This window comes from Ignavibacteria bacterium (assembly GCA_025612375.1).
Lineage (GTDB): Bacteria > Bacteroidota > Ignavibacteria > Ignavibacteriales > SURF-24 > JAAXKN01.
In genome coordinates this window covers 24359-38644 of record JAAXKN010000040.1, presented here as the reverse complement: position 1 = coordinate 38644, position 14286 = coordinate 24359, and the positions used below count along the sequence as shown (strand labels likewise).

Sequence of the window (14286 nt, the reverse complement as noted above, 5' to 3'; positions counted from 1 at the left end):
AACTTTTTATTTACCTGCAAAAAATTCAGGGGAACTTGACTTTGCACATTTCCTGCCCGCTACCCCCCGGCCTTTCCTTTTCAGCATTTTTATATTTATATTATTTGGAAATGAAAGAAAGTACAGAGCGTGAAAATACTTATATACTTTGTTTTCTTCTCCACATTGTTTTTTCTATCGGGCTGCGATGGCGGCATTACACCTTCACCCGAAGGCGCCCCAAAGGAAGCAGGCTTCGGTGGCAGCGTTGCCTTTAAGGGCAAGTGGCCTGCTGGCGTAACAAGGACACACATAGTAGCCTTCAGAAACCCGCTTAATTCCGCGGGCGACTTCAACGCACTTAACCTTGCATTTGTAAGCGACAGCATTCCTTTCGGCACAACAGGAATAGTATTCAGCTCGCTTATTAATCCCCAGCTCCCGATCAAATCAGGAGAGTACGCCTATGTAGCAGTTGCACAGTCCAAAACCCCTTCGCTCTCGCTTGACCGCAAGGACTGGTTTGTCTCAGGAGTGTATTATGCAAACGGGGATACAACAAAGCCGGGCAGGCTTGTAATACCTGAGAATACTTTTGTTACAGATATTCATATTACGTGCGACTTTAACCACCCTCCCCCGCAGCCTCCGGGAGGACAATAATGCTCGAGATGTTTAGTGCGGAATACTTAGTGCCGAATGTTTAATGAATAATTTTGAGAGGGTGCTCACTGATGAAATTTTTACCCGTAATTCTTTTCTGCCTTTTCTGCCTTAAAGATACCGTGGCCCAACCGGGGACAATTTACGGCAGGATAACTGATATCAGGGGAGTGTCCCTCACAGGAGCTAACGTCGTCATTTTAGGTACAACCCTGGGAGCCTCAACGGACACTTCCGGAAGGTACAGAATCACGGGGCTTAAGCCCGGGGTCTACCGCATGGAGATTTCCATGATAGGCTACAGGAAAAGTGTTACCGGTGAAGTCGAAATTGGCAGAAGCCCGGTCCAGGTGAACTTCACGCTTGAAGAAACTGCCCTGCAGTCAAAACAGGTTGTTGTAACTGCAGGCAAATACGAGCAGCAGCTCTCGGAACTTCCGGTCAGCGCTTCGGTTTTAAGCTCAACTGACATTACAGACCGCAACGTCGTCTCTCTTGACTATGCCCTGCGCTACGCACCGGGAGTAAATATGAACCTGGACCAGGTCAGCATCCGCGGCTCAAGCGGATACAGCAGGGGCGCGGGCACAAGGGTCCTTGTTGCTATGGACGGCATCCCTCTTTACACGGGAGACACGGGCGAGATCATCTACGAAATTATCCCTGTTACTCAGATAGACCGCGTGGAAATTATTAAGGGCGCCGCAAGCTCACTCTACGGCTCCACCGCAATCGGCGGAGTAATAAATGTAATTACTAAAGACATACAGGATAAGCCCCAGCTCTACATAAAAGGATACTACGGCCTCTATGACCATCCGGCACACAAGGAGTGGGACTGGTCGGGTCAGCGCAGGCCTTATAACGGACTTACATTAACACACTCCAATTCCATCGGCCGACTTGGCTATGTGCTCTCTTTTACCCGCTCGGAAAACCTGGGCTACAGGCAGGACGACTACCACAAAAGGTACACAGGCTTTATAAAAACAGATTATAAATTAACCCCGCTCTCAACACTCACTTTCATGGGCAGCTACCTCAACCAGAGCCGTGGGAACTTCGTCTACTGGAAGGACTCCAGGCATGTTCTTCAGCCCAGGGACATCGACCAGGGACAGAAGGTTAATTCAATCCGCTACATGCTGGCTGCTGTCTATAAGGATGTCCTTAGCCCTGACTTCTTCTTAAAAGTAAGAACCAGCTTTTACAGGACAAACTGGCGCGATGAGACTTCAAGCCACGACACTTCAAAAACAGGAATACTTGAAGGCGAGGTTCAGACAAACTACAGGGTAATTAAAAGCCTTTTTTTAACCTCAGGCGTTGAATCTGCCGCGGGAAAAGTAAACTCAAACCTCTTCGGAACACCAAACTCTTTTAATATCGGGGCCTACCTTCAGGCTGAATACAGGTTTTCCTTCCCCCTTACTCTTACCCTGGGCGCAAGATATGACTTCAGCCGCCTTGATACCTTAAAGGGATTTGATTCTTTTTCCCCAAAGGCAGCGTTAAACTACAGGATGTCTGATGCTACAACTCTCAGGGCGTCGGTGGGTAAAGGCTTCCGCGCTCCTACACTGGCTGAAGCCTTTACAAGCACTGCAGCCGGCGGAATTAAAATAAAACCCAATCCCCTCCTTAAACCCGAGACAAGCCTTTCCATGGAAGCCGGTATAAACCACTCTTTCGGCCTCCTGGTAAACTCTGACCTGGCACTGTTCCAGAACGAGTACTACCACTTCATCGAACCCGGAGTGGACCCCATAGACGGGCTGGTTACTTTCCGTAACCTTACAAGAGCCAGAATTCAGGGGCTTGAAGTAAACCTTACCTTTAACCTCGTACCCGGCAATCTCAGCCTTTTGACAAATTATACCTATCTCTGGGCAAGGGATATTGAACGGAACCTCCCCCTTAAATACCGCCCCCGCCACCAGGCGCAGGCATCTCTTAGTTTTAACGCCGGGAGCTTTGAAATTGGAACAGATTTCAGATACTGGAGTAAAATAGAAGCCCTGGATTTTGAACTCGTGGACCTGGGCGTGGTCCTCGACGGGGATAAACGGGTCCCGGTCTATCTTTTAGATTTCAGAACTGGATATAATTTGTTATCTTTGGGACTGCCGGGAAAGCTATTTTTAAACATTAATAACCTGCTGAATTACAATTATATTGAAATAATCGGCAATCTTTCCCCCATCAGGAACGCATCTTTAAGCCTGGAATTCCTGTTCTGAAAAAAGACCGCTCCTGCTTCAATTATATTTTCAGCAGATTTCATTTTTAAGTAAAAGAAATGTTTGTAGATACACACGCACACTTGTTCTACCCAAATTTCAACGGCGAAGTAGAAGAAGTAATCGAAAGAGCAAAGTCCTCCGGAGTGGATTATATAATCGTCCCCGGAACGGATATTGCAAGTTCTGTTGAAGCCATAAAGCTAGCAGAAAAATACGACTTTATTTATGCCGCTGTCGGCATTCACCCCCACGACACAAAGGAATGGACCGATTCACTCTTAGATGACATTGAAGACCTGGCAAAGCACGACAAGGTTGTTGCCATCGGGGAAATAGGGCTTGATTATTATTACGACTTCTCCCCCAGGGAAAAGCAGATTGATGCCCTCGACAGCCAGATAATCCTGGCTTTGAAGCTGGGGCTTCCGGTTATAATCCATAACCGCGAGGCTGATAATGACATTATGAACATACTGAGGTCATATAAGGATACCAGCCTTAGGGCGCAGATACACTGCTATTCGGGTTCCGTTCAGGACGCACGCGAACTGGTTTCAATGCATCACCTCCTCTCCTTTACAGGCAATGTCACTTTCAGCAAATCCGACAACATAAGGGAAATCCTCAAACACGTCCAGGTTGAAAACCTGCTCCTTGAAACAGATTCACCCTTTATGACTCCCGTGCCTCACCGCGGAAAAAGAAACGAGCCTTCATACGTCAGCCTTGTGGCAGAGAAAATTGCCGAGGTGCAGAATATCACCCTTGAGAACGTGGCCCAGGCAACATCATTCAACGCCTTTAAGCTCTTCGGAATAGGACGCCGCCCCGGGGTAAGCTATACATACAGAATCGGTAATTCACTTTATATAAATGTCACTAACCGCTGCAACGCCGACTGCATCTTCTGCGACCGTAAGGGAAACGCAGTCATTAAAGGCTACAGCCTCAGAATGAAAAAGTCAGAAGAACCCCCGGCTGAAGTCTACATTAAAGAGATCGGCGACCCATCGCAGTTTGACGAGATCGTCTTCTGCGGGTATGGAGAGCCCACCATACGCTGGGACATTGTAAAGGAAGTTGCCAGATACGTAAAGGAGCATAACGGCAAAACCAGAATGAACTCAGACGGCCACGGCAATTATATAAATAAGCGCGATATTACGCCTGAACTAAAAGGCCTTATTGACACCGTCTCAATCAGCCTTAACGCAGTTGATCCGCAGCAGTATTCAAAGCTCATGCAGGTGGACCCCGGGCTTCATGCCGAGATGCTCGACTTTGCAAGAAAAGCCCGTCAGTACACCAACGTCGTTATGACCGTTGTCGGCCTTAATGAAATTGATACTGAAGAGGCTAAAAAATTTGTTCAGGATAATGTAGGCGCGGACTTTAGAACGAGACCCTATTTTTAAGACTGATTAAAGCAGGGCGGCCTGAAGTTAAAAACCTTGCCGCCCTGATAAATTTTATTGCCTGCTTGTGTTCAGGCAGTTTATTTACTACCACTTAAACCAAATTTTAAGTCCCCATGAAGAATCTTGTAAAAATTCCATATCTCATAGTTTTTTTATTCCTGTTTCATTCACTTTCTTATTCCCAGTCAGAACTAAAAATTAGACTGGACGCACTCCTCGCAGACAGCATGTTCCAGTCCACAGTTGCATCGGTTAACGTGTATGACCTTACGGCAAAAAGCCCCCTGTACCAGAACCAGATTAAGCTGCTCCTGAAACCCGCTTCAAATATGAAGGTAATTACTACGGCTGCAGGACTCTGTTTTTTAGGACCCGATTACAAGTTCCAGACACTAATGTACCACACGGGCAGTATCACGGATTCAGTTTGCACCGGAGACCTTTATCTTGAAGGTAGAGGCGACCCCGATTTCGGCCTTCTGGACCTGGATACACTGCTGCAGAGTGTCAAACTTCTGGGCATAAAGGAGGTTAAGGGGAATATATATGCCGACGTGTCCTACATGGATTCCCTTTTCTGGGGAAAAGGCTGGATGTGGGATGATGACCCTTCAACTGACGCCCCGTATCTGTCCCCTCTTAACATCAACAGCAATACGGTTACGGTTAGTATAGCACCGGGACTTCCCGGCAATGCTCCAATTGTAAGCACAATTCCCGAATCGGGCTACTTTAAGATTAAAAACAAATCTTATACTGTTGCGGGCGATTCCTCAACTTTCCGCTGGGACCGCGACTGGCTTAACAGGAAAAACGACATAGTCTTAAGCGGGAACCTTCCCATGAAGTCTCCGCTGATCGCAAACGAAATTAACGTCTATGACCCTGCCAGGTACTTCCTGACACTGTTCAAAGAAAAACTTGAGAGGGCTGGAATTATTGTCCTTGGAGGAATTGATACATCCCGCGTCCCTAAGGATGCAAAGCTCATCTATATATTCAGCAGGCCTTTTAGTCAGGTAATCGTCAACCTAAATAAAACAAGCGATAACCTGAGCGCCGAGATGACCCTGAGAGCCATGGCATATAAGTATTTCGGAAAGCCCGCAACACCTGAAAACGGAATTAAAATGGTGGACAGCCTTATCACGCTTTCCGGTCTTAACTATAAGGACTACAGGATTGTAGACGGATCGGGCGTATCGCATTATAACCTCGTCAGCAGCGAACTTCTTCTGAATGTGTTAAAATACATCTATAACTTCAGGCCCGAGCTCTACGGAATTCTTTACAACTCATTCCCTGTTGCGGGCGTAGACGGTTCGCTTGATTACAGGATGAGGAATACAGAAGCCTCTAACAATCTTCACGCCAAGACCGGAACACTCAGCGGCATCAGTTCCCTTTCAGGCTACGTTACGGCAAAAAACAGGCACGTGCTCGCTTTCTCGGCCATTATACAAAATTATGTGGGAAGTTCTTCAAGGGCCGTAAAGATACTTGACGAAATAGGGCGCATACTTGCCGAATCGGGACAGGGAGCTTCAGAATAAAATTCTTTTTGTTTCAACTGTAGTTATATTTATTTAGATTTTATAAACCGGATTTAGGAAAAAATTAAACATCATGAAACAAACAATTATACTGTTATTAATTATGTCATTTGGTTTTATATCATGCAATAAACATGAGGAGACTCCTAAGACTCAGGGGCCATCCTATACACTTAAAGCACAGGTCAATCCCCCGCAGTTCAATGCCAGGAACGCTTTTGACGAAACTGCAAAACAGGTCTCCTTCGGACCCCGCAACCCCGGATCAAAAGGCCACCAGGAGGCCCTGTACTATATAATAAACGAAGCAAAGAAATATGCCGACAGCGTTCAGGTGCAGAACTTCAGCTATACGGGCTACAATAACCAGGAACTGAGCCTCACAAACGTTATTGCAAAATTCAACCCTAAGGCCGCAAACAGAATATTTATCTCGGCACACTGGGATACACGCCCAAGGGCAGAGCACGACACCGATCCGGCAAAAAGAAACCTCCCGATCCTTGGAGCCAATGACGGCGCCAGCGGCGTCGGGGTCCTCCTTGAACTGGCACGCGTGCTGAAAGAAAACCCCGTTAGCTACGGCGTGGACCTGGTGTTCTTTGACGGAGAGGATTACGGACAGGAAAACGACCTCGGAAATTACTTCCTGGGTTCTAAATATTTTGCCGCACAGAAGCCTTCAGACTATAACCCCGCTTTCGGAATACTGCTTGACATGGTTGGCGATAAAGATGCCGTGTTCAATAAGGAGGGAAAGTCCATTCTCTTTGCTCCTGACGTCGTTAATATGGTCTGGAATATTGCGGGAAAGCTCAACACAAAAAGCTTTTCTGAGGCAGAGGGTAATCAGATTGAAGACGACCACGTACCCTTAAATGAAGCAGGCATAAATACAATCGATATTATTGATATCGACCTTGTAGGTGCCGATACACCTGTTGCCAGGAGAAATTACTGGCATTCGCATAAAGATACCATGGATAACATTAGCCAGGAAACACTCCAGCAGGTGGGCAGCGTGCTGACCTACTTAATCTACAGCCTGGACTTTAATAAGCCGGCAGTATAGGAGCTAATAGTTTAGAATTTTTATTAAACATTGATTTTCCGGAGAAAATAATTTGAAGCACTATAAAGAATTTGTTATTAAGACTGAACCTGAACTTACCGAACTCGTAAGCGGGATACTTTGGAAACTTGCTATCTCGGGAGTCTCGGAAGAAGACCCCTACATAAAAGTATTTTCAGAATCGGGCAAAGTAAGTAAAAAAGAAATCGAAAATCTCCTCAATTCACTCGTTCAAGAGAAGCTCATAGAAAGTTTCTCGGTGGATGAAAACGAGTTCGAGGAAAGGAACTGGAACGAGGAGTGGGAAAAGTCACTCAATGTAATTGAGGTCTCAGATAAAATTGTAATCAAACCGAGCACAAGAGAATATAATGCAAAGCCCGGTCAGCTTGTTCTTACAATCGACCCCAAGATGTCTTTCGGTACAGGAGAACACCAGACAACACGCCTCATGCTCTTAATGGTTGAAAAGTATGCAAAAAGCGGCATGAATGTTCTCGACGTTGGAACCGGAACAGGCGTACTGGCTATTGCTGCCGTCAGGCTCGGGGCCTCACACGCCGTTGCAATTGATAACGATGAATGGTGTTTCGACAACGGGATCGAAAACTGCCAGGTTAACGGCGTAAGCAATAAAGTGGAAATAAAGCTTGGTGAAGTCAGCCAGGTGGAAGAAAAGAACTTCGACCTTGTGCTCGCAAACATAAATAAAAATATACTCATGGAAATAAGCCGCGATCTTTCTTCCCACGTGAAGCCTGAAGGGGCGCTTATTCTTTCCGGACTTTTATTTTCCGACGAACAGGATATAACCGACCGCTACGGAAATGAAGGGTTTACCGTAATAGACAAAAAACAGATGGAAGAATGGCTTTCACTTGTAATGATAAGAAAGTAAAGAGCAGGCGTCTGCCGCTCTTTTCTTCTTAAGCTCTCAGCTGACTCTAATCCTCTTTGCCTTCCGTATCAAGCTTGTTCAGGAGTTTCATCAGCTCTTCCTGCTCATCGTGGCTCAGGGCCTCTGTCATTTTAAGTATATTCTGAGCCTGGAGGGGAAAAAGCTTTTCAATTTTTTCCCTTCCCTTGCTTGTCAGCTCAGCTATTATAATCCTCCTGTCGTCTGAAGACGGAACCCTGCGTACGAGTTCCTCTTTTTCCAGGTTATCCACCACACAGGTAATGTTTGCCCCTGAAACATAAAGCTTTTCCCCGATTTTCTTCAAAGGCATTGGACCTGCGCTAAAGAGCACCTCCAGAACGCTGTACTGCGGCCCGGTAAGGTGATGTTCAAAAACGGTTTTAACCTGCATCTTCCTGTACTTTTCATAAGTATGAAAGAGCTTTTCCCAAATTGATATTGCATGCTTTGTTCTTACGTCTGTCATCATAGTCGTTTTCTGCTGATACTTTTAATTTTATGCTATTTTCTTTAGTTCTTTTCTCAGTGCCTTATAATCAGGAACAATTTTTTCAACCAGAGCCCAGAACCTTTTTGAATGGTTCATCTCTTTTGTATGGCAGAGCTCATGGACAATTACATAATCTATTATATCCCTGTTATATGCCATGAGCCTGAAATTAAACGATAAATTGTTTCCTCTCGAACAGCTCCCCCAGCGCGTCTTTTGCCCTCTTATGGATATCCTGTTTACAAAGAAGCCATACTTCTGGGCAATTTCCCTTACCCTTTGGGGTATATAGTTTTCCGCTTTCAACTTCAGCCACGCGCTGTAAATGCTCCTAAGCGGTATCAGGTCGTCGGCAGGACTCAATATTTTCAGCGTACTGTCCTTGAGCTCCAGGCGGTGCCTGCGTATTAGAGCATCGTACTTGTGATCTACCGTAAGCCGGGTGCCCAGAAAATGGAAGCTTTCCTCCCTCGCAGAGAGCTTGCCGGCGTGCTTAATTACCCAGTCACTTTTGCTCATTAGAAAGTGTTCAGCTTCCCTGAACGTTACGCCATAGGGAACCACAAGTTCCAGCCCCTTCTCCTGACTAACCTGCAGCCTCATATACTTGGCTTTCTTACTGACTCTGTACTTGTAATTGTAGTCAGCTCCTCCAATTTTTATTATCCTTTCGTCCACTTGCCTTTTTAACCGTTAAATAACTACTTAAAAATATATACAATTTTTTCTTTTAAGAGTAGGAAAATGAGAGTGGAAAAAATCAGAACTTTAATTATTTGAATTATCAGCATAATTTGGCCTTTTTGTGATGAAATCAGGGGCATTTTAATCCCCCTGCACCAAAATTTCGCCCTTAAATTTTCTTATAATTGTAATTTGAAAGTTTTTTCTTATAATTTATATTTACGGTACATATGTTTAACAACAATATTTTTTGAATTGAATACAAATTCCGAAAAATTCAGACACTTTGTTTTAAATGCCTTAGAGAAAAGAACACTCCCCTCCTCGCTGGCCTCGTTTGCCTTCAGGGTGGATGATTCTCTAATGATCGAAAAGATTAAAAAGCTGTCTTTTGGCTATGAAAAATCGTTTTACTGGGAAAAACCCAGCGAAGGTACTTCAGCTCTTGCCCTGGGCGAGCTTGTCTCAATAAGCGAAAGCGGCAAGGGAAGATTTGCAGCAATTGAAAAGAAGATTAAAACTTTAAGAGAGGGTTTTATCTCCAACTGGGATGAAACCGGTATAGACCAGATCCCACTGTTTGTGGGGGGAATGAAATTTACGCCGGAAAACCACACCGAGATATGGGAAAACTATTCAGACGCCAACTGGTTTGTACCCAAGGTGCTCATTTACTCCCGCGGGAATGAAAAAGTGGTAGTAACCAATTTCCTCTTATCCAATGAGGTCTCAAAAGACAGGCTTGTAAATGAGTTCGAACTCAGAATGACGCATATCTTCTCACCAAAAGAAGCTGCACCGCAGTCTGCATGCCCCAGGGTTGCCGCAGTTACGGGCAATACGCCTAAAGACAAGAAAAAGTGGATGGAAAGCGTAAAGAAAGCCATTGCCACCATCGAATCGGGAGAATTGCAGAAAATTGTGCTCTCAAGGCAGATTGAGCTGAAATTAACCGAAGAGCCAAATGTTTATTCCCTTCTCGGGCATCTGAAAGAAAACTATCCGGAGTGCTACCTCTTTTCATTCCATTCCGGTAAATCGACCTTCTTCGGCGCTTCTCCTGAAAAGCTCATAAAGGTAAACGGAGAATATATTGAAGCCGATGCTCTTGCAGGCTCTGCACCAAGGGGTAAAGATGAAAATGAGGACAGACAGTTTGAAGAGGGGCTGCTTAAGAGCGACAAGGACATTCTTGAGCACAATACGGTTATTAATTACCTTCAGGAACTCTTTAAGGAGTATTCCACAGAGGTAAGCTTTGAGGCATCCCCAAGGATAAAAAAACTTAAGAACATACAGCACCTGTGGACCCCGGTAAAGGTCAGGCTCAGCTCCTCTCACAGAATATTTGCAATCATGGAAGGGCTTCATCCCACGCCCGCAGTCTGCGGTGTGCCGCAGGCAGATGCCATGAACGTGATAAAGAAAATGGAGGACTACCACAGGGGAATGTATGCTGGAATCGTAGGCTGGTTCAACTTCAAAAAAGAAGGTGAATTTGCCGTAGCCATCAGAAGCGCACTCTTAAAAGGCAGGAAACTATATGCCTTCGCGGGCGGCGGAATTGTTGAAGGCTCCGACCCGGCAGCAGAATACAAGGAAACAGAACTTAAACTAAAGCCAATTCTGGCGCTTTTTGATAATGAAAATAAAAGTTAATCGTAATAGCCTTTGGTCAGAAATATTTGTTAAGGAGTTAGCTGATAACGGTGTTAAATATGCTTGTATTTCCCCCGGATCCAGAAACACACCTTTGACTGTAGCTTTCAGCCAAAATAAAAATATTAAAACACACATACTAGTTGACGAACGCTCAAACGGCTTTTTTGCACTCGGGCTGGCCAGGGCCACAAAGACCCCGGTTGCACTCGTATGTACTTCAGGTACCGCCGTGGCTGAGTTTTATCCGGCAATAATTGAGGCTTTTCAGCAGAATATACCTTTAATTGTCCTGACGGCTGACCGACCCCCGGAACTGCAGGACTGCGGGGCAAACCAGACTATTCATCAGAATAATATTTATAAAAACCATATCTGCTGGTTCCGTAATGCCGGGCTTCCGGGCGTGAGCCTGAAAAAACTTTCACACGTCAGGGCTCTGGCTAAAAAGGCTTTCTTTGAAAGCTCTTCCAAAGGCCCGGTGCATGTAAACTTCCCGTTCAGAAAGCCTCTTGAACCTTTTACTTTTACAGATGAAGTAAATGAGGAGGTGCTTCAAAAGCTGGCTTTGGAACAACCTTGTGAAAATGGGCTTATTGATACCCTGTCTGAAAAAAGAACTGCCGGAAAAAGCCTTGCAGAAAAGATCTATGAAAAGCTGAAAGCTGCTCAAAAATGCATTATACTTGCCGGGCCTGACGACCCGGTTGATAGTTTCGCCTGCAGCCTGCAGCATATGGCTTCTTTGTTCAGCCTTCCAATACTTGCCGACGGAGCCTCACAGCTCCGCTACGGAAGCCACGACAAGCGTAATGTTTTCATCAACTTTGAAGGTTGCCTGCGCTCTGGAGAATTCTCAAAGAAAATTGAACCTGAACTGATACTTCACTTCGGGCGCACAATGACTTCCAAAGGAATTGAGATGTTCCTTGAGGGGACTTCGGCCGAGTACTACATTATTAACGAAAGAGGCAGCATTTTTGATCCTTTCGGCAAAACCACGGCCGTTCTTGCCATGGACTCATGTGAGTTCTTGAGTAACATCATAAAAAAAGCCGAAAGCGAAGGCTTTAAGCGCGAGGAGTCTTCCTGGCTGGAAGTCTTCAAGAGTGCAGAAGTCACAGCCGAAGAGCTGAAAAAAGAGAGCATATTGAAGGCTCCTTTCCCATTCGAAGGAAGGATATTTACTGAGGCCGTTAGCCTTATGCCTCAGAATTCAAACCTTATGATCTCCAACAGCATGCCGGTGCGCGACCTGGATTACTTCTCGCCAAAAACGGAAATGCAAATTAACGTCTATAACAACAGGGGCGCAAGCGGAATTGACGGGATCACCTCTACCGCCCTCGGAATTGCATCTGCTGCAATGAACCCTACGGTACTAATTACAGGAGACCTGGCTTTTTATTATGACCTTAATGGGCTTCTGGCATCGAAAAAATATTCCATACCTCTCGTTGTAGTGCTCATAAATAACGACGGGGGCGGCATTTTCGAGATGCTCCCTGTTTCGGGCTATGAGGAGAACCTTTTCCGTGAATATTTCCAGACACCCCATGAGCTGGATTTCTCGCACTTTGTTAAAGGCTATAGCGGTGACTTTTGGGAAATTTCAGACTGGCAGGGTTTCAGGAACGCGTTTGCACGGGCTCTTAAAAGCCGCAGGCTCTCAGTGCTTCACATAAGAACGGATTCCAAAAAGTCTGTCAGCTTAAGAAGGCGCTTCTGGAAAGAAGTTGCAGAATCCATCGCCTGAAACCTTTGTTTTCCTATTCTTTAAGAACGAAAGCCGGAAATTACTTCCGGCTTTTTTATTTTTCTGTGTACTATAATACCTCTCCCGAAAAAATTGCCCTAAATTTTTCATAAAAGGCCGTTTTCAGGCCAAAAACCAATAAAATAAAAAATATTATTCTTTAATTTCCTCTTGACAAGTGAACAATTGTTTACTATTATTGTAGTAAACAATTGAGCACTATATGAAAAACAAGCTGACTGACAGGCAAGAAGATATACTGAATTTCATTCAGAGCTATATCGATCAGAACGGGTATGCTCCTACGCTGAGGGAAATAGGCAAGCACTTCTCTATATCCTCAACTTTCGGAGTAAAAAGACACCTGGATGCTTTAAGTAAAAAGGGGTACCTGAACATCGGAAGCAACATCAGCCGTGCACTTTCCCTTACAAACCTCAGGACAGAGGAGGATTACTTAAAGAAACCGCAGCCCGTAACAGAAGAAATCTTCCAGGGCTTCAGGCAGGTTCCTGTAGTAGGACGCGTGGCAGCAGGAATGCCGATTCTGGCAGTTGAAAATATTGACGGGAGCGTTGTTATAGATTCCTCCGTTGTCAAGCACAGTTCCGGTTGCTTTGCACTTAAGGTAAAAGGCGACAGTATGATCAATGCCGGGATCTTTGAAGGTGACCTGATCATTATCTCCCCTAAGAAAGATGCCGTTAACGGTGAGATTGTTGTGGCCCTCCTGGGAGATGAGGCAACGGTAAAAAGATTCGAAAAAAGAGGCGACGAGGTCTTTTTAATACCTGAAAACAGCAGCTATCCACCTATCGCAGTCCGCCATAGGGAGGATTTTTCAATAGTGGGTAAAGTAGTCGGTGTTATCAGATGGTATAACTAAGGGGAAACAATGAAATCACAGATTTTTACTTCGGCAATTTATAACAGGTTTAAGATTAAATTTCTTTACGGCCTTCAGGAAATCGTGCTGGATCCTTACTTTTTGAGCTACGACCAGAACGGTCAAAAAGTGATCTACGGAAAGACCAGCTTCAGCAATGAAATTAAAAAGTACGAGTTTGCCAGAATAGCAAATATAAAAGTTCTCTACAGGAACAGGTTTTCCCCTATTTTGCCGATTGCATCCAAAATAAATTAGTTTTACTGATAGAATTTTGTCCGTTTTTATTTTTTAGCCCGTGTTTATTTAGATTTGATTTGACAGAGAAAGAAAGAGAGAGGTTATGAACAGTAATTCAAACAGAGAAAACGTAGATCAGCTCATTAAACATTTTTGGCAGAACGGTTATCTTACAGTCAGCAGAAAATACGGCACATACCTCCCGGCACCCGACCCGGTAGGTACTTACAGCGTTGATGCCGTAGGAAGATACGACAAGAAGTATGCCCTGGGAATTGTACTTTCACCTCAGGAACTGGATGACCCGGGGATTTTCAGCAAACTGAACTATCTGGCCACCAGACAGACCAGGTTCAGCAACCAGAAAGTTGCGCTTTTTGTCGGAGTCGAAGCACAGAACTTCTCTAAGGCAAAGCTGACCATAGACAGCCTTTCTGAGGATGCCAAAAAGAATATTAAACTGGCTGTCTTAAGCAATACCAGGGCAAGTGAACTGCCCTTTAAGGGGCCCCGGGAATTTGAGAGCAGATTCTTCAACCGGTAAATTCATCCTTTTTCCTCCGGCTTTTATTCCCGTATTCTTATATTCCTGTATTCTAAATACTTACCTGTCCCCTTTTCCCGGGTGGTGAAGGAACTCTTTTAGGTTTTCTTCCGTTTAGACATTAGACTTTTATAAAAAGAGCTCCCGTTATCCTATTTTTCAGGAAATATCCCCCAGGCC

13 protein-coding genes are annotated in these 14286 nt (G+C 45.0%); 11 read left to right on the top strand and 2 right to left on the bottom strand.

The window, feature by feature from the left end; all coding sequences use genetic code 11:
- The first annotated feature begins 129 nt into the window (after positions 1-129).
- From HF312_17950 to prmA, 6 genes are all read left to right on the top strand, one after another.
- A complete protein-coding gene (locus tag HF312_17950; protein MCU7522104.1) occupies positions 130-642 on the top strand; it encodes a hypothetical protein in 513 nt (170 codons plus the stop codon).
- Between the two features lie 71 nt (positions 643-713).
- Complete coding sequence (locus HF312_17945) at positions 714-2882, top strand: TonB-dependent receptor (protein ID MCU7522103.1); 2169 nt, start codon at positions 714-716, stop codon at positions 2880-2882.
- 59 nt (positions 2883-2941) lie between these two features.
- Positions 2942-4300: a YchF/TatD family DNA exonuclease gene (locus HF312_17940; protein MCU7522102.1), complete on the top strand. Its 1359-nt coding sequence runs from the start codon at positions 2942-2944 to the stop codon at positions 4298-4300.
- Positions 4301-4416: 116 nt separating this feature from the next.
- Complete coding sequence (dacB, locus tag HF312_17935) at positions 4417-5856, top strand: D-alanyl-D-alanine carboxypeptidase/D-alanyl-D-alanine-endopeptidase (GenBank protein MCU7522101.1); 1440 nt, start codon at positions 4417-4419, stop codon at positions 5854-5856.
- A 73-nt stretch (positions 5857-5929) separates the two neighbouring features.
- Positions 5930-6928: a M28 family peptidase gene (locus tag HF312_17930; protein ID MCU7522100.1), complete on the top strand. Its 999-nt coding sequence runs from the start codon at positions 5930-5932 to the stop codon at positions 6926-6928.
- 52 nt (positions 6929-6980) lie between these two features.
- Positions 6981-7826: a 50S ribosomal protein L11 methyltransferase gene (gene prmA / locus HF312_17925; GenBank protein MCU7522099.1), complete on the top strand. Its 846-nt coding sequence runs from the start codon at positions 6981-6983 to the stop codon at positions 7824-7826.
- A gap of 46 nt (positions 7827-7872) precedes the next feature.
- Here prmA and HF312_17920 read toward each other — a convergent pair whose 3' ends face one another.
- Both HF312_17920 and HF312_17915 read right to left on the bottom strand, forming a co-directional pair.
- Entirely contained in the window at positions 7873-8316 is a 444-nt protein-coding gene (locus HF312_17920; GenBank protein ID MCU7522098.1) for a MarR family transcriptional regulator, read from the bottom strand.
- Between the two features lie 27 nt (positions 8317-8343).
- Positions 8344-9015: a M48 family metallopeptidase gene (locus tag HF312_17915; GenBank protein MCU7522097.1), complete on the bottom strand. Its 672-nt coding sequence runs from the start codon at positions 9013-9015 to the stop codon at positions 8344-8346.
- 369 nt (positions 9016-9384) lie between these two features.
- Between HF312_17915 and HF312_17910 the strand changes: the two genes are divergently transcribed.
- The 5 genes from HF312_17910 (at position 9385) to HF312_17890 (ending at position 14106) form a co-directional block, all read left to right on the top strand.
- Positions 9385-10680: an isochorismate synthase gene (locus HF312_17910; protein ID MCU7522096.1), complete on the top strand. Its 1296-nt coding sequence runs from the start codon at positions 9385-9387 to the stop codon at positions 10678-10680.
- Entirely contained in the window at positions 10664-12436 is a 1773-nt protein-coding gene (menD, locus tag HF312_17905; GenBank protein ID MCU7522095.1) for a 2-succinyl-5-enolpyruvyl-6-hydroxy-3-cyclohexene-1-carboxylic-acid synthase, read from the top strand. Before HF312_17910 ends, menD begins: the two co-directional genes overlap by 17 nt.
- A gap of 223 nt (positions 12437-12659) precedes the next feature.
- Positions 12660-13322: a transcriptional repressor LexA gene (gene lexA / locus HF312_17900; protein ID MCU7522094.1), complete on the top strand. Its 663-nt coding sequence runs from the start codon at positions 12660-12662 to the stop codon at positions 13320-13322.
- 9 nt (positions 13323-13331) lie between these two features.
- Positions 13332-13580 (top strand): hypothetical protein, encoded by a 249-nt coding sequence (locus tag HF312_17895; protein MCU7522093.1) that lies wholly within the window; start codon positions 13332-13334, stop codon positions 13578-13580.
- Positions 13581-13665: 85 nt separating this feature from the next.
- On the top strand, positions 13666-14106 hold the full coding sequence (locus HF312_17890; protein ID MCU7522092.1) for a hypothetical protein: 441 nt from the start codon (positions 13666-13668) through the stop codon (positions 14104-14106).
- Positions 14107-14286: the final 180 nt, after the last annotated feature.

What these genes read in the sequence shown, in the direction of transcription:
- HF312_17930 (MCU7522100.1), top strand. Translation starts at nt 5,930, where the DNA reads ATGAAACAAACAATTATACTGTTATTAATTATGTCATTTGGTTTTATA.
- HF312_17910 (MCU7522096.1), top strand. Translation starts at nt 9,385, where the DNA reads ATGATCGAAAAGATTAAAAAGCTGTCTTTTGGCTATGAAAAATCGTTT.
- dacB (MCU7522101.1), top strand. Translation starts at nt 4,417, where the DNA reads ATGAAGAATCTTGTAAAAATTCCATATCTCATAGTTTTTTTATTCCTG.
- HF312_17895 (MCU7522093.1), top strand. Translation starts at nt 13,332, where the DNA reads ATGAAATCACAGATTTTTACTTCGGCAATTTATAACAGGTTTAAGATT.
- HF312_17890 (MCU7522092.1), top strand. Translation starts at nt 13,666, where the DNA reads ATGAACAGTAATTCAAACAGAGAAAACGTAGATCAGCTCATTAAACAT.
- menD (MCU7522095.1), top strand. Translation starts at nt 10,664, where the DNA reads ATGAAAATAAAAGTTAATCGTAATAGCCTTTGGTCAGAAATATTTGTT.
- HF312_17940 (MCU7522102.1), top strand. Translation starts at nt 2,942, where the DNA reads ATGTTTGTAGATACACACGCACACTTGTTCTACCCAAATTTCAACGGC.
- lexA (MCU7522094.1), top strand. Translation starts at nt 12,660, where the DNA reads ATGAAAAACAAGCTGACTGACAGGCAAGAAGATATACTGAATTTCATT.
- HF312_17920 (MCU7522098.1), bottom strand. Translation starts at nt 8,316, where the DNA reads ATGATGACAGACGTAAGAACAAAGCATGCAATATCAATTTGGGAAAAG.
- HF312_17945 (MCU7522103.1), top strand. Translation starts at nt 714, where the DNA reads ATGAAATTTTTACCCGTAATTCTTTTCTGCCTTTTCTGCCTTAAAGAT.